Source organism: Spongiibacter thalassae (assembly GCF_012272835.1).
GTDB lineage: Bacteria > Pseudomonadota > Gammaproteobacteria > Pseudomonadales > Spongiibacteraceae > Spongiibacter > Spongiibacter thalassae.
Map to the genome: position 1 here is coordinate 237,283 of NZ_JAAWWK010000004.1, position 26,032 is coordinate 263,314.

Genomic DNA, 26,032 nt, shown 5'->3' on the forward strand with positions numbered 1-26,032 from the left:
TCCGGGCTGCGAGCCCCACAAGTACGAGATCGCATCATGTCACTCAGTCGCGACGCCGCCGGCGATATCGCCCGCGTTCTTACCGAAGCCCTGCCCTACATCCAGCGCTTCACCAATAAAACCATCGTGGTGAAATTTGGCGGCAATGCCATGATCGACGACGAGCTTAAGGAGCACTTTGCCCGGGATATCGTGCTGATGAAGCTGGTCGGCATGAACCCCATTGTGGTTCACGGCGGCGGCCCGCAAATCGGCGACCTGCTCAAGCGCCTGCAAATCGAATCAAGTTTTGTCGATGGCATGCGCGTCACCGACAGCGCCACCATGGACGTGGTGGAAATGGTGCTGGGTGGTAGCGTCAACAAGGAAATCGTGTCTCTGCTCAACCACAACGGTGGCAAGGCCATTGGTCTGACCGGTAAGGATGGCCAGTTGATCCGTGCACGCAAACTGAAGGTCACCCAAAAAACCCCGGAAATGTCCACACCGGAAATCATCGACATCGGCCACGTCGGCGAAGTCGCCAGCATCAATAAAGAGGTGCTGGATATGCTGGTCAACAGCGATTTTATTCCGGTAATTGCTCCGATAGGGGTTGGGCCGGATGGCGCCTCCTACAATATCAACGCCGACCTGGTGGCGGGTAAGGTCGCCGAAGTATTGTGCGCCGAAAAGCTGATGCTGCTGACCAATATCGAGGGCCTGAAGAACAAGGACGGCAAGGTGTTGACCGGCCTGAGCACCGCTCAGGTGGACGCGCTGATCGATGACGGCACCATCTACGGCGGTATGCTGCCAAAAATCGGCTGCGCGCTGAGCGCGGTCAATGCCGGGGTCAACAGCGCCCATATTATTGATGGTCGAGTGCCCCACGCGGTGCTGCTGGAAATCTTTACCGATACCGGCGTCGGCACCTTGATTACCAACACCAGCCGCGCCCCTGCGGAGTAACCCCTGAACCGGGCTTTCGCCCGGTCACGCATCAGATTCAAGAGTTGTAGCGGAATGAATAAACGCCCCTCCCGTCGCGATGAGATCCTGCAAGCATTGGCCACCATGCTTGAGTCTCACCCCGGCGGACGCATTACTACCGCCAAACTGGCCGCCGAAGTCGGCGTCTCCGAGGCAGCCCTGTATCGGCATTTTCCCAGCAAGGCGAAAATGTTCGAAGGCTTGATAGAGTTTGTCGAAGAGGCGATTTTCAGCCGCATCAGCGTTATTACCGAGGACGAGGGCTCGGCCACCACCAAGGTCGGCAAAATATTGCACCTGCTGCTGGCCTTTACCGAGCGCAACCCCGGCATTACGCGAATTTTCAACGGCGACGCCCTGGCGGGTGAACACGAGCGTCTGCGCGAGCGGGTGTTGCAATTCTACGACCGCATCGAAACCCAATTGCGGCAGATTTTACGGGAAGCAGAGCTGCGCGAAGGTTTGCGCACCAGCATGACCGTTAACAGCAGCGCCAATCTACTGCTGGCCTGGGTAGATGGACGAATCGGCCAGTTTGTGCGCAGTGAATTTCGCCGCCAGCCCACCGAACACTGGGACGAGCAGTGGCTGTTTCTGGTGGAGCGCTTATTCCGCTGAGGGCTGGCAACGCTATTCGTCGGCCTCATCATTGCGGTGATAATTCCGCCTTTTCAGCACGCTTTCCTGCAGCTGCGAAAAGCGCGCACGATCCCGCTCATAGGCCTCTGCCACCTCGTCAAGCTCCTGGGTACGGCTGACGATTTGCGCTTCAGTACCACTGACCTCGCGGCGCAGGTCACTCAGAGTGGTCACCAGTGATTCCGGCACCTGTTGGCCGCGGCGCTCCAGCTCAGCAGCCTCAGCCTGATTGTTTAATACCTGCTGTTTGATCGCAGTCAGGTTACTTTTCAGTATGGATATACGCACCTGAATATCGCGCAGGGCGCGCTCCTTCGCCACATCGATATCGGCAACATCGCTGTAGCGCAGCAGCAACGACTCATCCCAGGCACGCATTTTCGCCTCGGCCTCTGCCCGGGCCTTGGCCACCGCCTGTTCCTGTCGCCACACTCGACGCTCGTCATCCGACAGGCGGGGCGCGATGGTATCCACCACGGTGCCGTTCGCGCGAATAATGTCGTAACCCCGCGGGACGATCTCCGGGGTCAGGCGATCGACGATGGCAATCTTGCCCTCACTATCGACATAGCGATAAAACACCTTTTCCGCCACCGCCGTGCCGGCAAAAGCCAGCAACAGCGCAGCGAGGGTTATCCATTTTAGCGACCTTAAGGGCTGCAAGGATCGATCACCTCATTATTATCAACCACGCACACCGTATTGATCCCGATACGCGTTAATTCGCTTCACCAGATCTTCGTCACGTTCGGCGTGCAAAAATTCAACGATATCCGCCAGCCCGACAATGCTGACAACAGACAGACCACGCTCCTGCTCCAGCTCCTGAATGGCAGAACGCTCACCCTGGCCACGCTCTTGACGATCAAGACCAATGGCCACCGCCGCCACACTCGCTCCGGCGGCTTCAATCATGCCGATTGCTTCCCGAATGGCGGTACCTGCGGTAATCACATCATCGATGATTAACACGCGGCCGTGCAACTCGGCCCCCACCAGCGTGCCACCCTCGCCGTGGGTTTTCGCCTCCTTGCGGTTGTATACAAAAGGCACATCCCGCCCGTGGCGTTCGGCCAGCGCGCAGGCCGTTGCCGCCGCCAGCGGAATCCCCTTGTAGGCGGGGCCAAACAGCACATCAAACTCAATCCCGGAATCCACTATCGCATCGGCGTAACAACGCGCCAGTGCCAGCAGCGCAGAACCGCTGCCAAAGCGCCCGGCATTAAAAAAATACGGGCTGACACGCCCTGATTTCAGGGTAAATTCACCAAAACACAGGGCTTGGCTGCTGATAGCCTGCCGAATAAAGGCTTCTTGAAAGGGCTTGATACTCATACGACGCTATAATCTCTGCACTTGACGACTGTTGGAAGACGCATTGTACGCGCTGACTCGACACTCTCCCAGCACCCCGGATCTCTGCCTTTACCCAGGGCCTGCCAACACTGATTTCTCACCCCACTTTGCCATCGGCACAGAAGAAATAATGGGATTTTTGTCACTGCGGACTAAAGCTGATTGTTGTCAATGGGGTTTCATTGTAGTCTAACACCCTATTTGCAGGCGAATTGCGGCCTGAGTGTGTAATAGTCGCTCGCATGGCAGCATCCCTGTATCGCAATCATTTTGGGGAGTGGGCGATTGCCCAGCGCTATATTTAGCACCCTCGATTAAACGCCTACGGCGCTACGATCAGACTTCAAAGTACAGGAAACTCATGAGAATCATCAGCTTTTGCGCTGACAGCATCGTCGATGCCGCAGAAAAAGGCTTCTTTGACTGGGTCGTCAAGCAAGACGCCGACATCATTTGCCTGCAGAACCTCGGCATTGCCGAGTACAAGCTGCGCGACGACGTGTACTTTCCCCGCGAGTACAACCCCTACTTCTTTGACTCTGCCGACGGCAAGAGCAACGGGGTGGCGATTTATTGTCGCCAGCTGCCCAAAGCCATTATGACCGGCCTCGGCTTCATGGATTTCGATATGGACGGCCTCTACATTCAGGCCGACTTTGACGATATCAGCATCGGCAGCCTGCTCGCTCCCAGCGTGCCGGATAACGACCCGAAAGCGCAAATACGTAAAAACCAGTTCTTTGAGCAGTTTTACAACCACCTGCACAAAGTGCGCAACAAGCGCCGGGATTTCGTCATTTGCGGCAACTGGGGCATCGCCCACAAAAATATCGACCTTCAGGACGCCAAGTCCAATCACGGCGTATCCGGCAGCCTGAACGAAGAACAGCAGTGGATGGAGCGCCTGTTCCACGAAGAGCACTATGCCGACGCCTTCCGCCTGGTGAACACTGATGCCGACGAATTCAGCTGGTGGCCCGACGGCGAACCCGGTAAAAATGGCTGGCGGGTAGACTATCAAATTGTGTCAGAGCGACTGAAGCCACGGGTGGAATACGGCGCCATTTACAAGGTTCAGCAGTTCGGCAAGCACGCTCCGGTCATTATGGACTACGATTACGAGCTGCCGGAAAGCGCGTTCTGATTCCATCGGGCGGAGACTCTCCGCCCGTTCTGTTTTACTCCGCCAACGCCGCCTTTTGCGCCGCAATCAACTCGGCAATACCCTTTTCCGCCAAATCCATCATCGCGTTCATTTCAGCACGGGAAAACGTCGCGCCCTCTGCGGTGCCCTGCACCTCGATGATTCCGCCACTCTCGTCCATAACCACGTTCATATCCGTTTCCGCGCTTGAGTCCTCGATATAGTCGAGATCCAGCACCGCCTGCCCCTGATAAATGCCTACCGAGACCGCCGCCACCATCTGCTTTAACGGCTCAGTGCTGATCGCACCGCTGCGCTGGAGGCTGCGAATGGCATCCACCAAAGCGACACAGGCACCGGTAATCGAGGCTGTGCGGGTGCCGCCATCAGCCTGTATGACATCACAGTCCAGCGTAATGGTATTTTCGCCCAAGGCCGACAGATCCACCGCCGCTCGCAGTGACCGACCGATCAGCCGCTGAATTTCCTGGGTGCGCCCGGACTGCTTGCCCCGCGCCGCTTCACGCCCCATACGACTGCCGGTCGAGCGCGGCAGCATACCGTATTCAGCAGTTATCCAACCCTGGCCCTTGCCCCGCAAAAAACCCGGCACACCGCTCTCCACCGACGCGGTACACAGCACCTTGGTGTCACCCGTTGCCACCAACACCGAACCCTCGGCGTGGCAGGTATAGTTGCGGGTAATAGACAGACTGCGCTTTTCATCAACAGCGCGCTCACTGGGGCGGATCACAGACATAACACTCTCCTTTGACTAAGCGCGACAGTATACCCCTGAAGCGAAAGACTTTTCCCGCTACAATGGAGGTGATTTACCCTCACCCTCGACCAGACAGGTGCGCCCGTGACGACAACGCCCGTGACCATATGCAGTATGACCGCCTTCGCCCACCACCGCAGTGAACACTCCTGGGGAAGCGCCACCTGGGAGCTGCGCTCGGTCAATCACCGCTACCTGGAGCTGGCCTTCAAACTACCCGAAAACTGGCGGCAGCTGGAGCCGGAACTGCGCGACCGCCTGCGCAAGGGACTGCAACGGGGCAAGGTAGAATGCTCGCTGAAAATTCAACTGCAATCCCAGGACCAGTCCCTGCAACTGAATCATGCACTCGCCCAACAACTCCTCGAAACCGCTCACAGCCTGCGCGCTGACATTGCCCACGCTGCACCTATCGACGTACTCGATGTGCTGCGCTGGCCCGGCGTTATTATCAGCGGCGACATCGACGGCGACGCCATCACCCGCGACCTGCTCGCCACCTTTGCCACCACCCTCACCGAGCATATCGCCAACCGCCAGCGTGAAGGCCACGCCCTCGCCGAACTGATAGAACAGCGCCTGCAAAGCATCGACGACATCGTCCGCGACCTGCGCAGCCGTATGCCCGACATCGTCAGCGCCCAGCGCGACAAACTCCGCGCCCGCCTTGCAGAGCTCAAGGCCGAACTGCACGACGAACGCCTGGAACAGGAAATGGCCCTGATTGCCCAAAAGGCCGATGTCGATGAAGAACTCGACCGTCTCGACACCCACGTCGTTGAAGTTCGTCGCATACTGAAAAAGGGCGGCGCCGTTGGCCGACGACTCGACTTCCTGATGCAAGAGCTGAATCGCGAGGCCAACACCCTGTCATCGAAAGCCGTGGCTTCGGAAAGCACTCAGGCGGCGGTGGAACTGAAAGTACTGATCGAGCAGATGCGGGAGCAGATTCAAAACATCGAATAGCTTTTTTACCCGTCCAAGAATGTCTTAGAAGCCCTGTTATTTGCTTGTAAATACAGGGCTTTTTTATTTTTCCCGTCCAAATCGGTTTGCAGATGTCCGTTACCAACTACCTGTTTAGTGGTGGGCAGATAAATGCCCAGTTCGTGCTGCTTTCTGAGGGTACAGGTAGCTAGCTGCCCCAGAATTGACATAATGCCCCAAGTCATAAATACCCTGTGGGCAGGGTTAGTGTGTTGCTAAGTAGCGTGAATTAAGGCTTTGCCCCAAAAGCCCAAGGGATGAGTGCCAAAAGCTTTCTCAAAAAGGGAAAGTCTTGCTCAATTAGAACGTCACAACACTTTTATGCGCATAAAAATGTAAAATTACGCACTTTTATGCGCTAAAAAATGTAGACTAAGTTATATACAGGCAGCTAACAGTCTTAATTGGCGGGAAATGACAATGCAGCGCAACTTACTCAACGCCCTAATAGCATGGAAAAATCAACCTGTGCGCAAGCCATTATTGATCGATGGCGCAAGACAAACAGGTAAAACCTATCTACTGCAAGAGTTGTTTGGGAAGACCTTTGCCAACATCCTTCGTATCGACTTCCTTGAAAACCCAGCTTACAAAGAAGCGTTCGATGGCTCGTTGTCACCTGACGAGCTAGTAATGAACATTGAGTTGTTAACCAACCAAGCGTTCAATCCAGAAACCGACTTGCTGATATTAGATGAAATTGGCGAATGTGAACGAGCCGTAACTTCGCTGAAGTATTTTGCCGAAAAAGCACCGTCCTATTTTGTCGCAGCCAGCGGTTCAAACATTGGTTTGCTCAATACCTTCCCTGTAGGCAAGGTAGAACAATACAATTTACGACCACTGACCTTCCAAGAATTTATTTACGCATCCAACGAGCAAGCACTGATCAAAGCATTTGATAGTCAAGCAAGCACACCGGCGGTGCACACTAAATTGATGGATAAACTAACCGACTATTTTTTTACCGGTGGTATGCCGGAAGCCGTTTCTGCTTGGTATCAGTTTAAGGATTCGAGCATTCTAGAGCGTGTTGAAAAAGTCACAAAAATTCATGCCGATTTAGTTGAAGGTTATCGCCGCGATTTCGGTAAGTACGCGGGCAAGGTCGATGCCACACTGATTGAATCGGTGTTTAATAGCATTCCAGCCCAGCTATCACTTGTCAGCGATGAGTCGGTTAAACGCTTTAAATTTAAGCATGTGCATGAGCGTAAATCTCGTTATAGCGATTTTGAAACCGCGATCCATTGGCTTAACTGCTGCCGCTTAGCTTTGCCAAACTACCCTATTGAAGGATTGCCGAAATCTCCGTTGGCGGCTTATAAAAAAGAAAATATGGTGAAACTGTTTCTGTTTGATGTGGGCCTGCTCAATCATATGCTGGGCAGCGGTTATAAAGAGATTAAGCAACAAAACTATGAATACAAAGGCTATGTGGCTGAAAACTTTGTGCAACAAGAGCTCACTGCTATTGGCGTTGACCCAAGCTATTCATGGAATGACGCCCGCGCCGAAATCGAATTTATTTTGGCGACCGATGAAGGCGATATCATCCCTGTTGAAGTCAAAAGTGGTAAACGTACAAGAGCAAAATCGTTGGTATCCTACGTTGAAAAATGTACTCCAAGTAAAACCTTTAAGTTAACGGGTACACAAGGCTCTTCAGCGTTAGAACAAACCAATATCGTGATGCCTTTGTATTTCACGCAGTATTTACCTCAGAGATGGTAAAGGCGCGTTGCCTAGCCCCGAAGGTCTACACAAAGTTACCTTAGGAATAACAATTTGTAGACCTGATGCTTACCATTCGACACTCAGTCTTATCTCTCTTGGATACCGTAGTATCCATATTTAGCTTATTTTTATTAAAATGGACACCATAATGTCCATTTCAGGCTAAGTGAGCTTTCTGCTGACTCATTACTATCGCGTGGAACCAGTGAAAAAATGGCAAAGCTATGTTGACGGAAATCGTGCTCGATAAAGCCCTTCAAAACTGCTATGTTTTAGCCCTAACAGCAGCATAAAAACGGCACTGTTTTTCCATTGCTAACCACTAAGATTTAGTAAAAGCCATAGGCAAGTGGTGGGCAGTTTGGTGGGCAAACAAGCATTTTTGATCGGTTCCTTTTCGGTAAATAATTGATTTTGTTATGGTCTAGGCTGGTACTCAATGAGCAGATCCAGAATATTGAATAACCTTGCTAACGCCCGCACCAGCGAATACGCGGCCAGCTGAATTACAAATAGCTTAAGCCGCTAACAGAGCAGCCCTATACCTTGCTGACTTTTCATCCGCTTACCTCGTCCTCCACCACCGGCGCGTGCTTCGCCAGGTCCCCCAGCCGACGTATTTGAATGGCTTCCACACCGTGGGTAGACAGGGCATCTGAAATCACCACGACTTTGTCGTTATCCGTGAACTCGTCCCGCCGGGTCATAATTGCCGCGGCGGTGCCGAGGGTCTTTTCCGGGTCAGAGCTGAAGTTGATGCGGTAGCTGAGCACATTGCGGTTCAACACCAAATGACGGCGGGTACGGCTGTCATTGGTAAAGGCGCAGATCGTGGAGTGCTGGGGGTGGCAGTTGCTCACCAGGTTGGCCATCAGCCCGCGCCGGGTGGGCACCAGTATCGCCTTGGCCTGAATAGATTCTGCCAGCTTGACCGCTGCGGCGGCGATTTCCTGTTTGTCGTTATTCATCACCAGTTCGTCACTAAAGCGCAGGCCACGGGTGCGCTCAATGGAACGGGCGATGCGGTCAAGGATTTCCACACACTTTACCGGGTATTTGCCCACGGTGGTTTCGCCGGACAGCATAATGGCGTCTGCCTCCTCGTAAACGGCATTGGCGACATCGGTGACCTCTGCCCGGGTGGGCATGGGGTTGTCGATCATGGACTCCAGCATATGGGTAGCGACAATGCTGCGTTTGCCGTGTTTGGCGCATTGGGAAATAATCCGCCGCTGCACAATGGGCAGTTCTTCCAGTGGAATCTCCACCCCGAGATCGCCCCGGGCGACCATCACACCGTGAGACTCCTGAATAATCGCGTCGAGGTTTTTAACTCCTTCCTGATCTTCAATTTTGGCGATAATTTTGATTTTCCCTGCCTTTTCGCCCAGTAGTTCCTTCAGTTCGCGGATATCGTCGGGGCTGCGCACAAAGGACAGCGCGATAAAATCCACATCCTGCTCTATCGCAAACTGGATATCCCGCCGGTCCTTTTCGGTGATGGCCGGCAGGTTCACTCGAATGCCGGGCAGGTTGACGTGGCGCTTGCTTTTCAGCACCCCGCCGTCGATCACTCGACACTGCATGGTACGGGCTTCCTTGCTGAGTACTTCGAGATTGATAAGGCCGTTATCGACGGTGATTTTGTCGCCCACGGCGACATCGGTAATCAGGTCTTCGTAGTTGATACGAATCGAGCTGGCTTCCACATCGGCTTCGCCCCGGGCGACAACCGACACGACGTCACCCTTGCGCAGGGGCAGGTCCTGGCTCATATCGCCGGTGCGAATTTCCGGTCCCTGGGTGTCCATCAGCACCGCTACCGGGTGAGCCAGCTTGCGATTGAGGGTGCGAATCGCCTTGATGATCGCGGCACAGCTCTCATGTTCGCCGTGGGACATATTCAAACGAATCACATTCATCCCCGCGTGAGCGAGCTTGCTGAGCATCTCGTAATTACTGGTGGCGGGGCCAATGGTGCAAATGATTTTGGTTTTACGCATGGGCAGTTGGGCACATTCGGTCAATAGTTGAAAGATGGCTCCAGTATAGATTGGGCGCGCGGGTCGTGCCGAATTTCCTCACCGTGCACACCCACCCACGTCCACTCCGTGACGCCGCGAAAAGCAGCCCGTATAATCAAGCCGACCACCACCGCCAACGGAAGTATCGCTATGCCCCAGAGCAGCAAGGGAACCCTGTTTACTGTATCAGCCCCGTCTGGCGCCGGTAAAACCAGCCTGGTTGCCCGCCTGCTCAAGGAAACCCAGGGTATTCAGGTGTCCATTTCCCACACGACACGCCCCATGCGTCCGGGTGAACAGCACGGCATCAATTACCACTTTATTGACCACGAGCAGTTCCAGCAGATGCTGTCGCAGTCGGCCTTTTTGGAACACGCCCAGGTATTCGACAATTTCTACGGCACCTCCCAGGCCTGGGTGGAAGACACCCTGCTCGGCGGCACCGACGTGATTCTGGAAATTGACTGGCAGGGCGCCGCCCAAGTACGTCGGCTGATGCCCGATACGGTATCCATCTTTATCCTGCCGCCCTCCCAGGAAGCCCTGCGGGAACGGCTAACCGGTCGCGGCCAGGACGACGACACCGTTATCAACCGCCGTATGGCTGCCGCTGTCACAGAAATGTCCCACTACGTCGAGGGAGACTTCGTAGTGATCAACGACGATTTCGAACAAGCGCTGGTGGAATTAAAGGCAATAATACACAGCCAACGACTCAAACTGGAAAAACAGCAGCAGCGCCACGCAGATCTTCTCTCTGCCCTGCTGACACAGGCCTAGCCTCTTTGGTAGACTATGTCCAGGTGCCGGTGGCAAATATGTCGCCGCAATTCAGAAATTCAGGATACATGTTCATGGCCCGTATAACCGTAGAAGACTGTCTGTCGGCAGTAGATAACCGTTTTGAGTTGGTAATGGTATCGAGCAAGCGTGCTCGCGCGCTGGCCACCGGCGGTAAAGATCCTCTGGTCGCGGAAGAAGGCGACAAGCCCACAGTGCTGGCCCTGCGTGAAATTGCGGCGGGAAAAATTACTCGTGAAGAAATCATGGCCGCCGACGTGGAAAAAGAAGCCCCTTCACTGGACCTCGGGATTGAGCTGGACCCTTCAGCACTGTAAACCCGTGTACCAGAGGCGTCGATGCACCAATATAGCTTCTTCAACTATAGCCACGGTAAACCCGAACCGGCGCAGTCCATCGACGCCCTCGCAGAATCCCTAGCCAACTACCTTACTCCCGCCCAGGTCAATCAGGTCAAGCGGGCGTATTACTATGCCGAGCAAGCCCATGAGGGCCAGAATCGGCGCAGTGGCGAGCCCTATGTCACCCACCCCCTGGCCGTTGCCGGCATTCTGTCGGAGATGCGTCTCGACGCCCAAAGCCTGATGGCAGCCATGCTGCACGACGTGATCGAAGACACGGCGATCAGCAAGCAGGATCTCAGCGAACAATTCGGCGAGCCGGTGGCCGAGCTGGTCGACGGCGTCTCCAAACTGACCCGTATCGAGTTTCAATCCAAGGCCGAACAACAGGCCGAGAATTTCCAGAAAATGGCCCTGGCCATGGCCAAGGATATTCGCGTCATTCTGGTGAAGCTTGCCGACCGCCTGCACAATATGCGCACCCTGGGAGTGATGCCGCCAGTCAAGCGTCGGCGCATTGCCCGGGAAACGCTGGAAATTTACGCCCCCATTGCCCAGCGCCTGGGTATGCACAATATTCGCGTAGAGTTTGAAGACCTCGGCTTCCAGTCGATGCACCCCATGCGGGCGCGGCGGATCAGTCGGGCCATTGGCACGCGCTTTGGCGACCGCCACAAATCGATCAACATGATTCGCGAAGCCATAGAAAACTGCCTGATCGAAGAGGGGCACAAGGCCCACGTGATCGGCCGGGAAAAGCACCTGTTCAGCATTTACAGCAAAATGCGCAACAAGCGCAAATCGCTGAAAGAGATCATGGATCTCTACGCCTTTCGCATCGTTGTTGATTCGGTAGACACCTGCTATCGGGTACTCGGTTGTGTCCACGCCCTGTACAAACCGGTGCCGGGTCAGTTTAAAGACTATATCGCCATACCCAAGGCCAACGGCTACCAGTCGCTGCACACCGTACTGTTCGGCCTGCAGGGCGTGCCCATCGAAATCCAGATTCGCACCACCGAAATGGAGGAGATGGCCAACAACGGCATCGCCGCCCACTGGCTGTACAAATCCAGTGAACAGGAGCCCAAGCGCAACTCCAGCCACGCCCGCGCCCGCCAGTGGGTACAGGGCCTGTTGGAAATGCAGCAGCGCGCCGGTGACTCGCTGGAATTTATTGAAAACGTCAAAATCGATCTGTTCCCCGACGAAGTCTATGTGTTTACCCCACGGGGCGACATTATGGAGCTACCCGCCGGGGCAACTGCGGTGGATTTCGCCTACGCGGTACACAGCGATATCGGCAACACCTGCGTGGCCTGTCGGATCAACCGCCGCCTCGCACCCTTGTCAGAACCCCTGCAGAGCGGGCAAACCGTCGAAGTCATCACCACCCCCGGCGCACAACCCAACCCGGCCTGGCTGCATTTTGTGGTCACCGCCAAGGCCCGCAGCGGGATTCGCCACTACCTGAAACACCAGCGCCGCGCCGAAGCCGTCGCCCTCGGTCGCCGTATGCTCGAACGGGCACTGGCGAGCATGGACGACAACCTCGAAAACTTCGAGGACGCCCATCTGGCACAGCTGGTCGAAACCACCGGCACCCAAACCGCCGACAGCCTGTACGAGCAGATCGGACTGGGCAACCGAGTGGCGTACCTCACTGCCCGGCAATTACTGAATCTCAGGGACGAAGGCGAGAGCGACGGTGAACACAGCCTGCCCGCACCGATCAACCGCCAGGCAATGGTGATCCACGGCACCGAAGGCTTCCTGGTCAACTTTGCCCGCTGCTGCTACCCCATTCCCGGCGACCATATCGTCGGCATTGTCAGCTCGGAAAAAGGCGTGGTGGTGCACTGCGAAAACTGCCACAACAGTATAGAACTGCGCAATGAACCGGAACGCGTAGTGCCGCTGAGCTGGGCAGATGATATCGACCGCGACTTCTCGGTCGAACTGAAAGTCGAATTGACCAAACAGCGCGGTATTATTGCGGTGCTGGCGACACGGGTAAACGGCGCCGATGCCAGCATTGAAAAAATCAGCGTCGAAGATGAGAACCCGAAAATCAGCACTATCCACCTGGTAATCGGCGTGCGCTCGCGGGTGCACCTGGCCAGTATCATGCGGCGAATACGCAATATTCCCGCCGTGATCAAGGTCACTCGGGAACGGCACTGAGCTGCCTTGCCAACATCTTCGCGGGGGAGCCCCGCTCCCACAGGAACAAGCGGTGGTAGCAGTTTTGCACCAGCGAGCCCGGCTAGCGAAGACATGACATCATCACTCCAAGGACCCCTCATGAGCACTAAAACCATCATCAGCACCGACAAGGCCCCTGCCGCAATCGGACCCTATTCCCAGGCGGTAAAGGCTGGCAACACCGTATACCTGTCGGGTCAGATTCCATTGATTCCTGAAACCATGGAAATGATCGAGGGCGGTATTACCGAGCAAACCCAGCAGGTATTCCGCAATCTCAGCGCCGTGGCCGAGGCGGCTGGCGGGAGCTTGAACGACGCTGTGAAAGTGAATATCTCGCTGACGGATTTGGCGGACTTCGCCAAGGTGAATGAGGTGATGGCCTCGGTGTTCGCCGAACCCTACCCTGCCCGCGCCTGCGTACAGGTTGCCGCCCTGCCCCGGGGTGCCCAGGTGGAAATCGAGGTGATTCTGGCGCTGTAAGCGCCACCGGCCTCAGCGACCGCGGAATTCCTCCACCACGCCGCGAAAGCCGCTGCGATAATCCGGATGCAGCAGGGTATAACCACTCTCCCTTAACCGACGATTATCGCAACGCTTGCTGCCGGTGCGAGCCACCGGTGCCCCCTCCTGTCGATAGGCCACCCCCAACTGCTCGGCCAGCCAGTGTTGCACTTCCTGAATAGACGACGGGGTATCGTCGCTGCCCAGATAGCAATCGTGGAGGGGCTCACCGCGATCGGCCTTGTCGATCAGGTGACAAAGAAAGCCCACACAGTCATCCCGGTGAATACGGTTGGTGTAATGCACCGGGTGCTCCGGTGCGCACTCCCCCGCCACCACCTTGCTCAGCATCTGCACTCGCCCGGGGCCATAGATGCCGGTAAAACGAACTATCGAGTGAGGGCAACCGAAGGCTTTCACCCGTTGCTCACCCGCCAGCAGGCTTTGGCCTGAGAACCGCGATGGCGTGGTAGCACTGTCCTCATCGACCCACTCGTGGCCGCTCTGGTCGTACACGCCACTGCTGGATACAAAAAAGAGCCTGGCGGGACGCTCAAGCTGGGCAAGAATCTGCGCCACCGCCTCCTCGAAAATCACGCGATAACCCTCGGCGGTGTAGGCCGCAGGAGTCAGGGTAAACAGTACATAGTCGGCGCCAAGCTTGCCTAATTTCCCAACACTCTCCCGCTTGCTCAGGTCGGCAGACAAGCCCGCCACACCGAACGGCAGAAGGGCGGTATTCCGGCGCAAGCCCTGCACCTGCCACCCCCGTTGCACAAAGTGTTCCGCCACACCGCCGCCAATATCGCCACAACCAATAATCAGCAACCGTGTTGGTGCTTTGCCCTGCTCTGTCATGATCTATCTACCGCTTGATTTAACCTGTCGCTCTGCTCAGGCATACTGGAAAGCTGATCGCCAGCCTCGTCACTGGCAAGCATACCACTTCAACCTGTTCGGGGAGCACGATGAACACACTGCCACCACAGCATCGCCACGTCACCGTCAACGACGACCACAGCCTGGCCATAGCCGCCTCCGACCTGCCCTTGCCCGGCAGCGGGGAAGTGCTGATCAAGGTTAACGCCGCCGGGGTCAATCGTCCCGACCTGATGCAGCGTTATGGCCTCTACCCACCTCCCGCCGATGCCAGCCCGATTCTGGGACTGGAAGTCGCCGGTGAAGTCGCGGCGGTGGGCGACGGCGTCACCCAGTGGCAAATCGGCGACCGGGTCTGTGCCCTGTGTAACGGCGGCGGCTATAGCGACTACAGTATTGTTCCCGCCGCACAATGCCTGCGTATCCCGAACAACCTCAGCGACATTCAGGCGGCTGGCTTGCCCGAGGTACTGTTTACCGTGTGGCACAACGTGTTCCAGCGCGGCGCGCTGAAGGCCGGCGAACACTTTCTGGTACACGGCGGCAGCAGCGGCATTGGCACCGCAGCCATTACCCTTGCCGGCGCTATGGGTGCCAGGGTATACGCCACCGCCGGTAGTGCAGAAAAGTGCGCCGCCTGTGAGTCCCTCGGCGCCAGCGCCGCGGTAAATTACAAGGAGGAAGACTTTGTCGAGCGTCTGAAAGCGGAAAGCGGCGGACACGGCATGGATCTTATCCTCGATATGGTCGGCGGTGACTATATCCAGCGGGATATCAAACTGGCCGCCGCCGATGGGCGCATCGTATTTATCGCCTTTCAGCAGGGCTTCAACGCCGAGCTCAATTTTGTGCCCGTGTTGATGAAACGCCTCACCCTCACCGCGTCAACACTGCGCGCCCAGAGTGCCGCGCAAAAGGCGCAAATCGCCGCTGAACTCCAGGAACAGGTCATGCCGCTTTACGCCAGCGGCGAGCTCGCCCCGGTGATCGACTCAGTGTTCGCCCTGGAGGATACCGCCCTGGCCCACGCGCGTATGGAGAGCGGCAATAACATCGGCAAAATCATTCTCGACCTGACAAAAACCCCCTGATCCAGCAGCAATCGTCGCTATAATAGCTACAAACTATCGACTTGGAGGCTATGGTGACATTAACTGAATTGCGCTACATCATTGCCCTGCAGGAGACAGGGCATTTCGGCAAGGCCGCCGACAACTGCTTTGTCAGCCAGCCGACCCTCAGTGTGGCGGTAAAAAAGCTGGAAGAGGAACTTGGCGTCTGCCTGTTCGAGCGCAGTCGCGGCCAGGTAACCTGCACCCCGATCGGCGAGAAAATTGTGAATCAGGCGCGCTACGTGCTCGAACAAAGCGAGCGCATCCGCGAGCTGGCCCAGCTGGGTATCGACCCCCTGGGCAGCCCACTGGCGTTGGGGGCCATCCACACTGTCGGCCCCTATCTGTTCCCCCGGGTGATTCCCGAGGTTCGCGCACTGGCCCCGCAGATGCCGTTGTATATCGAGGAGAATATGACCGCCAACCTCCGCGAGCGGCTGCGCAGCGGCAAACTCGACGCCATTATTATCGCCCTGCCCTTTAATGAGCCCGAAGTGGTCACCCAAACCCTGTACGAGGAACCCTTCGTGGTATTGCTGCCGGCTGAGCATCCCCTCAGCCAGCTCAGCACTATCGCCGCCGAACAGTTATTTCAGGAAAACGTGCTGCTGTTGGGCGAGGGCCACTGCTTTCGCGATCAGGTTCTCGCCGCCTGCCCCGGTTTGCAACAACACCTGGCCCGCAGCGACCGCCTGACCCAATCCGTTGTTGAGGGCAGCTCCCTGGAAACCCTCAAACATATGGTCGCCTCAGGTATGGGCATCAGCGTATTACCCCAATCTGCCGCGGAAGTTGCCCCCTACGGCAAGGGCGTGCTGTGTACCCGACCACTTAGCGGCCCCAGCGCCATGCGCAGTGTCGCCCTAGCCTGGCGGGCGAGCTTTCCACGGCATCAGGCACTGGACGTTATTGGCACCGCCGTGCGCCGGGCAACGACACCCACCTCCACTCTCGCTGCCGAATGAAACAGCCACTGGATCAGCTCGATGTCGCCAGCCTTAAGGGTGTTGGCCCTCGTCTGCGGGAAAAGCTCGCCGCACTGGGTATTCACTGTGTGCAGGACCTGCTGTTTCACCTGCCCCTGCGCTACCAGGACCGCACGCGTATTTGCCCCATTGGTGCCCTGCGCCCCGGCGCCGATGTAGTGATCGAAGGGGAGATCCTCGCCGCAGACATCGTTTTCGGTCGACGGCGCAGCCTGGTGTGCCGCCTGCGCGACGGCAGCGGCACCACCACCCTGCGCTTTTTCCATTTCAGCGCCGCACAGAAACAGCAATTGCTCCCCGGCACTCGCCTGCGCTGCTTTGGCGAGGCCCGGCGCGGCGCGGGTGGCCTGGAGTTCTACCACCCGGAATACCGCCAACTCAGCGATGCCGATATTCTTCCCATCGACGAGCGGCTCACCCCGGTGTACCCCAGCACCGAGGGATTCGCCCAGGCCAGCTGGCGCAAGCTGTGCGATCAGGCCCTGTCGCTGCTGGACCAGCACCCGCTCAGCGAGTGGCTGCCCCGGCACTGCCTGCCCACCGCGTTGACCGGGAGCTGGACCCTCGCCGAGGCCCTGCGTTACCTGCACCACCCGCCGGTCGATGCCTCGCTCGAACAACTGCAATCCGGCTTGCATCCCGCCCAGCGCCGCCTCGCCTTTGAGGAGTTGCTCGCCCACAACCTGGCGCTGCAAAAACTGCGTCAGGAAGCCCGGCGCCACGCCGCCCCCGCGATGCTCGGCAGCGATACGCTGGAACGGGCGTTTCTTCGCGGTCTCGGTTTTCAACTCACCAAGGCCCAGCAACGGGTAGTGAATGAGGTGCAACATGACCTCGCGCAACATGCTCCCATGCTGCGATTGGTGCAGGGGGACGTTGGCAGCGGCAAAACCGCCGTCGCGGCCCTGGCCGCACTGCGAGCGGTGGCCAGTGGTTATCAGGTGGCAATAATGGCACCTACCGAAATCCTTGCCGAACAGCACTTCCACAGCTTCAGTAATTGGCTGCGACCACTGGGGCTGGAGGTCGCGTGGCTCAGTGGCAAACAGAAGGGCAAGGCCCGGCAGGAGCAACAACAACAGGTGGCCGAGCACCGCGCTCAGGTTGTTGTCGGCACCCACGCCCTGTTTCAGGACGAGGTTGTCTTCGCACGGCTGGGATTAGTCATTATCGACGAACAACATCGCTTTGGCGTTCACCAACGACTGGCCCTGAAACAAAAGGGCGAAGAACAGGTCGGCCAGGCCCACCAATTAATAATGACCGCCACACCAATACCCCGCACGCTGGCGATGACCGCTTACGCCGACCTCGACACCTCGGTCATCGATGAATTACCGCCGGGACGCAGCCCGGTGAACACGGTGGTGCTGGCCAACAGCCGCCGCGATCAGGTCGTCGAACGGCTGCGCGGTGTCTGCCTCAGTGGACAGCAGGCCTATTGGGTGTGCACCCTGATTGAAGAGTCTGACAAACTCCAGGCCCAGGCCGCCGAGGTCAGCTGGGAGCAGCTGAAAGAGGCCCTGCCCGAGTTAAAGGTGGGGCTGGTCCACGGCCGCATGAAACCCGCCGAAAAAGCCGCCGTCATGGCATCCTTCAAAGCCGCGGAATTAAACCTGTTGGTCGCCACAACCGTCATTGAAGTGGGCGTGGATGTGCCCAACGCAACGTTGATGATAATCGAAAACGCCGAGCGCCTCGGCCTCGCCCAGCTCCATCAGCTGCGCGGCCGAGTGGGTCGCGGCAGCCAGCAAAGCCACTGCGTACTGCTGTATCAATCGCCCCTGTCGCGCAATGGCCGCCAGCGACTCTCGGCCCTGCGCGACAGTAACGACGGCTTTGAAATAGCCGAGCAAGACCTGCAATTGCGTGGCCCCGGCGAGGTGCTGGGCACCCGCCAGACCGGGCTGATGAGCTTTCGCATCGCCGACCTCCAGCGGGACGAAGACCTGCTCGATGCCGTGCGCGACACGGCCGAGCAGGTGACCGCCGACCAAGGCCGCGGCAGCGCCGCATTAATCAGGCGCTGGCTGGCGGATAAAACTTTGTATGCGTCGGTGTAAGTACGATTCAGTCACCGTATTTTGACTGCCACTACTGACTTTATTTTTAGTCCCTGTAGGTTTATGCTCGGTTGACGTTGTACATCGCACGCCCCCGCACGGCGAAATATTGAGGCAACGACTTCAAACACATAGGAATGTGGATAATGGGATACGGAATATCTGCTCAACAACGCGCACCTGCGCGGCTCTTTCCTTCAGAAATTTTCGTCAACTCCCCTTTTCCTGTTTTAAATCAAATTACCGAGAGGATAGCTCGCTGTATATCGCATCGCGCAAGTGTGCGTGTTTGATATAGCAACGCCGGTGTATTTGTTGTCGCTCGCGTCCAACTGTGAACACAGATTTTTAGTAACAGTTGACTATCTCGACGTAGATCCTGACAAACTGAGCAAGTCCTTAATCAACTGAAGGAGCATCAAATGAAAGACGTACTGTTTTTTGACAACATGCTTACCCCCAAAATAATAGCATTGGTGTATTGGCTGCTACTCCTCGGCGCATTAGCTGGCGGCTTGGGTACCATATTTGGTGGCTACGGTGGATTTACTTTCGGAAAATTCTTCATGGGCATTGCGTACATTGTTGGTGGCTCTGTTGCTGCGCGAATATGGTGTGAGCTTCTAATAGTACTGTTCAAAATGAATGAAGCGCTGCAGGAACTGCGAAATAAGTAGCTTGCGCAAACTGCTCATAACAGAGAAACGACATCACCATTACAGCATGTGATATTAACAATGAGGATGAATTCTGAAATTTAAACACACTCTTTTGGTAGCTATCGCCGTTCTATTTGCGGGATGCACTACGGTAGATGTCAACAGGGAACCCAATTGGGCAAGTGAGAAAAGTCGTCTTTCCGAAGTGCTGGTGTTTAGAGATAAAAAGTGGTGGTACGGAAGAGTTGAATCCGGTTTTGGCTCAACGGAAAATTATGTTGTGGCCTTAAGGAATATGGAATATTCGATTGTGCCTGTACCTGTTGGGAACAATATATTTCAAGTCATCGGGGCTGGTGGATCACCACCTTATAAGTTCAGTATGTCGATTACTGAGAATGAAAGGAGATGCATTCAGGTTCGTGGAAATGCTGCGTCTATGTCAATGGCCCTGATTCCCATTTTAGGCTTTATGATTCCCAGCTTTGTAGCAAACGAAGTTGAATGCCCTGGCGCAGAGCAACTGTCAAATTATGAGCTTGTATCGCCCACCTTGTAAAAAGTGGCAGCAACACTTTTCCGCTAGCAAAACTCCCGGCGATGTGAAATTAGCAACGGTGGGAAAATTTGAGACATTGCCGAATTGCGCCGTCCTTCCTGCGAGCCACTAATTCGCAGGCCAGTTATTTTGTTGTTTTAGTTGCGTCTGTTTATCCAGCTATTACCTAGCAACTACCCACCTTAGACTAATGAGCTATATAAGCGGTGAATCTTCCCTTTAATCCACGGCCTCTGGCTATACTGAGAAAACGCTGTATGCCGCGGTAGCACTGTAAGCCGCAATAACACCCACTACCCCTTTTCGGAGGATAGTCAGATGATCACTGTAACCCCCACAGATCAAGGCCGTGTTGATGTAGAAATAGAAGGCACTATCACCAAGGAGGATATGCAGGTTTTTCTGGAGCAGCTGAGCACCGTAGCCGAAGGCATGGAGCACGGTCACATGCTGTTTAAAGTGACGGACTTTCATTGGCCCTCCCTTGGTGCGGTAGGTTTTGAGCTATCGCACTTTGGCCAGTTTCTCCGCGCTTATAAGCATTTTGAAAGAGCTGCTGTGGTTTGCCATAAAAGCTGGATTCGCAAGGTCGGTGAATGGGAAGGTCATTTATTTTCGTGGATTAGCATTCGGGCATTTACTCCCGAAGAGGAAGCACTGGCCATCCATTGGCTAGAACACGGAGACAGGGAGCAGGCCGCTTAGTTCCCTTGATTTCCAGCCACCATCCGGTGGCTGGAATACGTTCGATACTTGTCTGCGCTGAATCAGCTATCGTCGTAGACTTATGCCCACCCTGCGCCATCTTTCCTCCAAAAAAAAGCCTCGGCAGGCCAAGCCAAAATCACAGACAACCTTAGGCGACGGTATATGAAAGTTTCGGTATTTGGTACGAAAGCCTACGATCAGGATTACCTTATTCGAGAGAACCGCGCCTTTCATCACGAACTGATTTTTCTTGAGGCTCACCTGGGCCCGGACACGGCCGCGCTGGCGCAGGGCAGTGCAGCCGTTTGTGCATTTGTTAACGACCGGCTCAACCAAGCTTGTTTAGAGCAACTTGCAGACATCGGGGTAACCGTTGTGGCACTGCGCTGCGCCGGCTTTAACAATGTGGATCTTGCCGCTGCGACGCAATCCGGCATTACCGTGGTACGTGTGCCCAAGTACTCCCCACACGGCGTGGCGGAACATGCGGTGACCTTGATTCTTTCGCTGAACCGCAAAATTTACCGCGCCTACAACCGAGTTCGCGAAGGCAATTTTCTGCTGGATGGGCTGCTCGGCTTCGACCTTAATACCAGAACGGTGGGTGTTGTCGGGACGGGCAATATTGGCGCCGTGTTCTGCAGGATTATGCAGGGCTTCGGCTGCAAAATTCTCGCTTACGACCCCGAGCCCAACAGCCAGTGCGAAAATATGGGGGTGGAGTATGTGGATTTTAACAGCTTGCTGACTCGAGCCGATATTATCAGTCTGCACTGCCCTTTGACTCCGGCGACACACCACTTGATTGACGAACGTGCACTATCGCTAATGAAAAGCGGGTTGATGTTGATCAACACCAGCAGAGGTGGACTGATTGACACGTCTGCCGTAATCAAGAATCTGAAAACTGGCAAAATCGGCTACCTGGGTCTTGATGTCTACGAGGAGGAAGCCGATATTTTCTTTGAAGACATCTCCGATAAAATTCTCAACGATGATGTCTTCGCCCGCCTGCTGACCTTCCCCAATGTGTTGATTACCGGCCACCAGGGATTTTTTACCGCCGATGCACTGGCGAGCATCGCCCACAATACCTTGCAGAACCTGGCGGATATTGAGCAACACCGTCCATGCCCCAATCGAATTAGCGCAGCGACTACAAGCTAGCGCGGCGCTGTACCGAGGTTGCAGGCAGGGACCGCCGGAGCGGCTTTGGTACCATATCGATACGCCGCACTGAATAAAGCCTGAGTCCTAGCCCTCCGTACGCAAGCTCAACAAGCCCCTCTCAAGACTTTTGAGATGATCTCGCAGGCCGGCTTTACTACCGGAGATACCCACCGCGAGGATGTCCAGCACGGTCATATGGGCCAGCCGCGAGGGTAAGGGGGTATAGTTGCCCTCTTCGATGTCCACATCGACATAGATCGGCAGGTCACTCAGCTCGGCGATGGGGCTGCCGCTGGGCGCCAGGGCAATAACCGGCGCACCGCTGGCCTGAGCAAGTTTTATCACGTCGAGCAATGCCTTGGTGCGGCCTGATTGGGAGATAGCTACAACCACATCATCGCTGTGCAAGGACATGGCGGACATAGCCTGCACATGGGGATCGGAGTAGACGCTGGCGCTGATTTGCAGGCGGAAGAAATTGTGCTGGGCATCGCTGGCCACCGCTGCCGAGGCGCCAAAGCCGTAGAATTCCACCCGCCGTGCATTGCTGAGTAATTCCACAGCTCGTTCGACAGCACTAACTTCGATGCTGTCGCGCACCTTTTTCAAGGCCTCCATCGTGGAATCGAACACTTTGAAGGTGTATTGCTGCGCGGAGTCATCGTCGCTGAAGCTGAAGGCTTCGTATTCCGGGCTGTGGGCGATGTGCTGGGCAAGGGCCACCTTGAAATTCTGAAAACCATCACAGCCAACCGCGCGGCAAAAGCGCACGACCGTCGGCTCGCTGACGTGGGCCTCCTGGGCCAGATCAACAATGCGCATATGGATCACTTCGCGCCGATTGGCGAGAATGTAATCAGCCACCTTGCGCTCGCTGCGGCGCATCGCTTCTCGGCCGGTTTCTACCGCGCGGATGATATTTCGGGGTTTCACGTTATTCTCCGTCCCCGGTAGCTGTGAACAGTCTTGCTACCGACAGGCCTCGAGTATAACCCAGTCGCCGCCTCACTTGTTCAAGATTAGCCGTGTCAGCGCCGCTCAATCCCGCTAGAATAGTCGCCCATGGACGTATCTTATATTCTCGATCAACTCAACGACGCTCAACGCGACGCCGTCACCGCTGACAGCCCGGGCACGCTGGTACTGGCCGGCGCCGGAAGTGGCAAAACCCGCGTGCTGGTACACCGCATTGCCTGGAAAATCCAGGTAGAGGGCCTGTCGCCCTATAGCATTATGGCGGTTACCTTTACCAACAAGGCCGCGCGGGAGATGCGCACCCGAATAGAGGAACTGCTGAACAACAATGTACAGGGCGGTATGTGGGTGGGTACCTTTCACGGACTGGCCCACCGGCTGCTTAAGGCCCACGCCAGCGAAGCCGGGCTACCCGATAACTTCCAGATCCTCGACAGCGACGATCAGCTGCGGATGATGAAACGCATCCACCGGGAACTGGGTCTTGACGACGCTCGCTGGCCGCCCCGCCAGTCCTGCTATTTCGTGAATGGCCACAAGGATGAAGGCCGCCGCAGCGCCCATATCGACGACCCCGGTGGCGATCTGTACCTGCAAACCATGTTGCGGGTATACCGGCGCTATGAAGAAATCTGCCAGCAGCAGGGTGTGATAGACTTCGCCGAGCTGCTGCTGCGAGCGCTGGAGCTGTGGCGAGATAACCCTGCGGTACTCAGCCACTATCAGCAACGCTTTAAACATATTCTGGTGGACGAATTCCAGGACACCAACGCAGTGCAATATGCCTGGCTGCGTATTCTTGCCGGACGCGGTATGCCCATCACCGCCGTCGGCGACGACGACCAATCCATTTACGGCTGGCGGGGCGCACGTATCGAGAATATCCAGCAATTCTCCAAGGACTTTGCCGACACCCGTATTATTCGCCTGGAGCAAAATTATCGCTCCACCGGCACGATTCTCTCGGCCGCCAATGCGGTCATTCAGCACAACAGCCAGCGCCTCGGCAAGGAATTGTGGACGAGTGGCGAAGACGGCGACCCCATTGCGCTGTTTGCCGGCTTTAACGAACACGACGAAGCCCGCTTTGTCACCGATCGCATCGAAGAGTTGCTGAAAGAGGATTACCGCCGCGCCGATATCGGCATTCTGTACCGCAGCAATGCCCAGTCGCGGGTGTTGGAAGAAGCCCTGATACGCGCCGGGCTGCCCTACCGTATCTACGGCGGCCAACGCTTTTACGACCGATTGGAAATCAAAAACGCCCTGGCCTATATGCGGCTGATCGCACTGCGCGACGACGACACCGCGGTTGAACGGGTCATCAACACACCCACCCGAGGCATTGGCAACGCGACAGTGGAAACCTTGCGGCACTACGCCCGGGATCACCAACTGTCACTGTGGAAGGCTGCCGTCGCTCTGGTGCAGAGTGGCGGCCTCGCCGCCCGCGCGGGGAATGCGCTGCGCGGTTTTCTGTCACTGGTCGAAGACCTGGCGGAAAAAACCGCGGAGATGCCCCTCGACGAACAGGTCGATTATGTTTTGAGTCATTCCGGCATCCTCGACTTTCACGCCAGGGAAAAGGGTGAGAAGGGACAGGCGCGGGTAGAAAACCTGCAAGAGCTGGTAAGCGCCGCACGCAGTTTTCAACCGGAGGATCCCGAAGAGGATATTCTCCGCGCCTTCCTCGATCAGGCCGCCCTTGACGCCGGAGACCAGCAAGCTGACCCCCACGAGGACAGTGTACAATTGATGACCCTGCACTCGGCAAAAGGTCTGGAGTTCCCCATCGTGTTCATGGTGGGCGTGGAGGAAAACCTATTCCCCCACAAAATGTCGATGGATGACCCGGCAAGGTTGGAAGAAGAGCGACGGCTGGCCTATGTCGGCATCACCCGCGCCGAGCAAAAACTCTTTCTGAGCTACGCCGAGTCCCGGCGCCTGCACGGCCAGGAAAGTTTCAACAGTCTGTCGCGGTTTGTCCGCGAAATACCCAATGAGCTTATCAGCGAAGTGCGCATCAACAATACCGTTAGTCGCCCCACCAGCTTCGCCAACGGCAATCTCGCCGCACAGGCTGCAGCGGCCAATGGCATGGCACTGGGCCAGCGGGTATTGCACAGTATTTTCGGTGCGGGCGTCGTACTGAGCTTTGAAGGTCAGGGGCCAAGTGCCAGGGTCCAGGTTAATTTCGAGGACGAAGGCAGTAAATGGCTGGTGCTGCAGTACGCCAATCTGCAACTGCTATAACCACTTAATCAGGTAACGATAATAACGATGAGTCAATCCACACGTTCCTACACCCCCGCCATTATCCTCGCTCTGGTGGCCGCTCTGGTCACCATGAGTTGGCTCTATGTTGGCGAGCGCAGCCGCATGTATGCCAGCGACAACACCCTGTCGCGGGAACATGCCGGTGGCAGCGAGCAGGCATTCGAGTGGAAGCTGGTCACCACCTGGCCGAAGAATTTCCCCGGTCTGGGCACCGCACCGGAAAAATTTGCCGAGATCGTCAATCGCATGAGCAATGGCCGGCTGGTAATCAAGGTATTCGGCGCCGGCGAACTGGTGCCCGCCCTGGGCGTATTCGACGCGGTATCGGCGGGTAGCGTTCAGGCCGGACACGGCGCCGCCTATTACTGGAAGGGTAAGCTGCCCTCGTCAATATTCTTCACCGCCGTGCCCTTTGGCATGACCGCCCAGGAAATGAATGGCTGGCTATACCACGGTGGCGGCATGGCATTATGGCGTGAAGCCTACGCTCCCTTCGACCTGGTCCCCCTTGCCGGTGGCAACACCGGGGTGCAAATGGCAGGTTGGTTTAACCGCGAGATCAACTCGATTGATGATCTCAAGAATCTGAAAATGCGCATTCCCGGATCTGGCGGAGAGGTTCTCAGCCGCCTCGGTGGCACCTCGGTCACCATTCCCGGCGGCGAGCTTTACACCTCTCTGCAAACCGGCGTAATAGACGCGGTAGAGTGGGTCGCACCCTATAACGATATGGCCTTTGGTTTTCAGGAAGTTGCCCGCTACTACTATTACCCCGGCTGGCATGAGCCCGGCTCCACGCTGGAGATCATTGTTAATAAGCAGGCATTTGACGCCCTTCCTGACGACCTCAAGGCCATCGTTGAGGCCGCCGCACGGTACGCCAACGCCGATATGCTTGACGAGTACACCGCGCGCAATAACACCGCACTGAAGGAATTGGTGGAAGAGCACGATGTTCAGTTGCGCCGTCTGCCCGACGACGTGATTCGCGCACTGCATCAGGCCTCGGACGAATATCTGCTGGAATTGTCGAAAACCGATGAATTGACCGGGCGTGTCTATAAAAGCTGGAAAGCCTTTCTGGAGGATGCCCGGGAGTACCACCACATTTCCGAACAGGCTTATATCAACGCCCGCGACTTATAGCCAAGCC

The 26,032-nt window shown here is 56.3% G+C and carries 24 protein-coding genes; 18 read left to right on the forward strand and 6 right to left on the reverse strand.

Annotated features, from left to right (window positions below; translation table 11 throughout):
- Positions 1 to 36: 36 nt before the first annotated feature.
- Together argB and slmA are read left to right on the forward strand one after the other, a co-directional pair.
- Positions 37 to 951 carry an acetylglutamate kinase gene (gene argB / locus HCU74_RS12340; protein WP_168450720.1) on the forward strand — a complete coding sequence of 305 codons (915 nt, stop codon included), beginning with the start codon at positions 37 to 39 and terminating at the stop codon, positions 949 to 951.
- 54 nt (positions 952 to 1,005) lie between these two features.
- On the forward strand, positions 1,006 to 1,590 hold the full coding sequence (slmA, locus tag HCU74_RS12345; protein WP_168450721.1) for a nucleoid occlusion factor SlmA: 585 nt from the start codon (positions 1,006 to 1,008) through the stop codon (positions 1,588 to 1,590).
- Between the two features lie 12 nt (positions 1,591 to 1,602).
- On the opposite strand, the gene HCU74_RS12350 is transcribed toward slmA, so the two are convergent.
- Both HCU74_RS12350 and pyrE read right to left on the reverse strand, forming a co-directional pair.
- Positions 1,603 to 2,274: a hypothetical protein gene (locus tag HCU74_RS12350; protein WP_168450722.1), complete on the reverse strand. Its 672-nt coding sequence runs from the start codon at positions 2,272 to 2,274 to the stop codon at positions 1,603 to 1,605.
- Positions 2,275 to 2,295: 21 nt separating this feature from the next.
- A complete protein-coding gene (gene pyrE, locus HCU74_RS12355) occupies positions 2,296 to 2,946 on the reverse strand; it encodes an orotate phosphoribosyltransferase (RefSeq protein ID WP_168450723.1) in 651 nt (216 codons plus the stop codon).
- 382 nt (positions 2,947 to 3,328) lie between these two features.
- Here pyrE and HCU74_RS12360 point away from each other — a divergent pair, with 382 nt between their 5' ends.
- The gene (locus HCU74_RS12360) at positions 3,329 to 4,111 is read left to right on the forward strand and encodes an exodeoxyribonuclease III (protein WP_168450724.1); all 783 of its coding nucleotides are present in this window, start codon (positions 3,329 to 3,331) and stop codon (positions 4,109 to 4,111) included.
- Positions 4,112 to 4,145: 34 nt separating this feature from the next.
- Here the strand turns inward: HCU74_RS12360 and rph are convergent, their stop codons facing one another.
- Positions 4,146 to 4,865 carry a ribonuclease PH gene (gene rph / locus HCU74_RS12365; RefSeq protein WP_168450934.1) on the reverse strand — a complete coding sequence of 240 codons (720 nt, stop codon included), beginning with the start codon at positions 4,863 to 4,865 and terminating at the stop codon, positions 4,146 to 4,148.
- A 141-nt stretch (positions 4,866 to 5,006) separates the two neighbouring features.
- On the opposite strand from rph, the gene HCU74_RS12370 reads away from it, so the two are divergent.
- Both HCU74_RS12370 and HCU74_RS12375 read left to right on the forward strand, forming a co-directional pair.
- Positions 5,007 to 5,858: a YicC/YloC family endoribonuclease gene (locus tag HCU74_RS12370; RefSeq protein ID WP_168450935.1), complete on the forward strand. Its 852-nt coding sequence runs from the start codon at positions 5,007 to 5,009 to the stop codon at positions 5,856 to 5,858.
- A gap of 441 nt (positions 5,859 to 6,299) precedes the next feature.
- Positions 6,300 to 7,613, forward strand: a complete 1,314-nt coding sequence (locus HCU74_RS12375; protein ID WP_168450725.1) for an ATP-binding protein — start codon at positions 6,300 to 6,302, stop codon at positions 7,611 to 7,613.
- A 560-nt stretch (positions 7,614 to 8,173) separates the two neighbouring features.
- Here HCU74_RS12375 and pyk read toward each other — a convergent pair.
- Entirely contained in the window at positions 8,174 to 9,619 is a 1,446-nt protein-coding gene (pyk, locus tag HCU74_RS12380; protein WP_168450726.1) for a pyruvate kinase, read from the reverse strand.
- Positions 9,620 to 9,790: 171 nt separating this feature from the next.
- Here pyk and gmk point away from each other — a divergent pair, with 171 nt between their 5' ends.
- The 4 genes from gmk to HCU74_RS12400 all read left to right on the forward strand — a co-directional run bounded on the left by gmk (position 9,791) and on the right by HCU74_RS12400 (position 13,470).
- On the forward strand, positions 9,791 to 10,420 hold the full coding sequence (gmk, locus tag HCU74_RS12385) for a guanylate kinase (RefSeq protein WP_168450727.1): 630 nt from the start codon (positions 9,791 to 9,793) through the stop codon (positions 10,418 to 10,420).
- Positions 10,421 to 10,494: 74 nt separating this feature from the next.
- A complete protein-coding gene (gene rpoZ / locus HCU74_RS12390; protein WP_168450728.1) occupies positions 10,495 to 10,758 on the forward strand; it encodes a DNA-directed RNA polymerase subunit omega in 264 nt (87 codons plus the stop codon).
- Between the two features lie 21 nt (positions 10,759 to 10,779).
- On the forward strand, positions 10,780 to 12,966 hold the full coding sequence (locus HCU74_RS12395; RefSeq protein WP_168450729.1) for a RelA/SpoT family protein: 2,187 nt from the start codon (positions 10,780 to 10,782) through the stop codon (positions 12,964 to 12,966).
- A 120-nt stretch (positions 12,967 to 13,086) separates the two neighbouring features.
- Positions 13,087 to 13,470: a RidA family protein gene (locus tag HCU74_RS12400; protein ID WP_168450730.1), complete on the forward strand. Its 384-nt coding sequence runs from the start codon at positions 13,087 to 13,089 to the stop codon at positions 13,468 to 13,470.
- A gap of 12 nt (positions 13,471 to 13,482) precedes the next feature.
- Here HCU74_RS12400 and HCU74_RS12405 read toward each other — a convergent pair whose 3' ends face one another.
- Entirely contained in the window at positions 13,483 to 14,349 is an 867-nt protein-coding gene (locus tag HCU74_RS12405) for a sugar nucleotide-binding protein (protein WP_168450731.1), read from the reverse strand.
- A gap of 110 nt (positions 14,350 to 14,459) precedes the next feature.
- Here HCU74_RS12405 and HCU74_RS12410 point away from each other — a divergent pair, with 110 nt between their 5' ends.
- The 7 genes from HCU74_RS12410 to HCU74_RS12440 all read left to right on the forward strand — a co-directional run bounded on the left by HCU74_RS12410 (position 14,460) and on the right by HCU74_RS12440 (position 21,624).
- Positions 14,460 to 15,461 (forward strand): NAD(P)H-quinone oxidoreductase, encoded by a 1,002-nt coding sequence (locus HCU74_RS12410; RefSeq protein ID WP_168450732.1) that lies wholly within the window; start codon positions 14,460 to 14,462, stop codon positions 15,459 to 15,461.
- Between the two features lie 53 nt (positions 15,462 to 15,514).
- Positions 15,515 to 16,447 carry a LysR substrate-binding domain-containing protein gene (locus tag HCU74_RS12415; protein WP_168450936.1) on the forward strand — a complete coding sequence of 311 codons (933 nt, stop codon included), beginning with the start codon at positions 15,515 to 15,517 and terminating at the stop codon, positions 16,445 to 16,447.
- Positions 16,444 to 18,531 (forward strand): ATP-dependent DNA helicase RecG, encoded by a 2,088-nt coding sequence (recG, locus tag HCU74_RS12420; protein WP_168450733.1) that lies wholly within the window; start codon positions 16,444 to 16,446, stop codon positions 18,529 to 18,531. Before HCU74_RS12415 ends, recG begins: the two co-directional genes overlap by 4 nt.
- 422 nt (positions 18,532 to 18,953) lie before the next feature.
- Positions 18,954 to 19,208, forward strand: coding sequence for a DUF4282 domain-containing protein (locus tag HCU74_RS12425; RefSeq protein WP_168450734.1), 255 nt, complete (start codon positions 18,954 to 18,956; stop codon positions 19,206 to 19,208).
- Between the two features lie 193 nt (positions 19,209 to 19,401).
- Complete coding sequence (locus HCU74_RS12430; RefSeq protein WP_168450735.1) at positions 19,402 to 19,749, forward strand: hypothetical protein; 348 nt, start codon at positions 19,402 to 19,404, stop codon at positions 19,747 to 19,749.
- A gap of 318 nt (positions 19,750 to 20,067) precedes the next feature.
- Positions 20,068 to 20,454 (forward strand): SpoIIAA family protein, encoded by a 387-nt coding sequence (locus HCU74_RS12435; RefSeq protein WP_168450736.1) that lies wholly within the window; start codon positions 20,068 to 20,070, stop codon positions 20,452 to 20,454.
- A 165-nt stretch (positions 20,455 to 20,619) separates the two neighbouring features.
- Positions 20,620 to 21,624, forward strand: coding sequence for a 2-hydroxyacid dehydrogenase (locus HCU74_RS12440; protein ID WP_168450737.1), 1,005 nt, complete (start codon positions 20,620 to 20,622; stop codon positions 21,622 to 21,624).
- Positions 21,625 to 21,711: 87 nt separating this feature from the next.
- On the opposite strand, the gene HCU74_RS12445 is transcribed toward HCU74_RS12440, so the two are convergent.
- Positions 21,712 to 22,560, reverse strand: coding sequence for an SIS domain-containing protein (locus HCU74_RS12445; protein WP_168450738.1), 849 nt, complete (start codon positions 22,558 to 22,560; stop codon positions 21,712 to 21,714).
- Positions 22,561 to 22,689: 129 nt separating this feature from the next.
- On the opposite strand from HCU74_RS12445, the gene uvrD reads away from it, so the two are divergent.
- Both uvrD and HCU74_RS12455 read left to right on the forward strand, forming a co-directional pair.
- Complete coding sequence (gene uvrD / locus HCU74_RS12450; RefSeq protein WP_168450739.1) at positions 22,690 to 24,855, forward strand: DNA helicase II; 2,166 nt, start codon at positions 22,690 to 22,692, stop codon at positions 24,853 to 24,855.
- Between the two features lie 27 nt (positions 24,856 to 24,882).
- Positions 24,883 to 26,025 (forward strand): TRAP transporter substrate-binding protein, encoded by a 1,143-nt coding sequence (locus tag HCU74_RS12455; RefSeq protein ID WP_168450740.1) that lies wholly within the window; start codon positions 24,883 to 24,885, stop codon positions 26,023 to 26,025.
- The last annotated feature ends 7 nt before the right edge of the window (positions 26,026 to 26,032 follow it).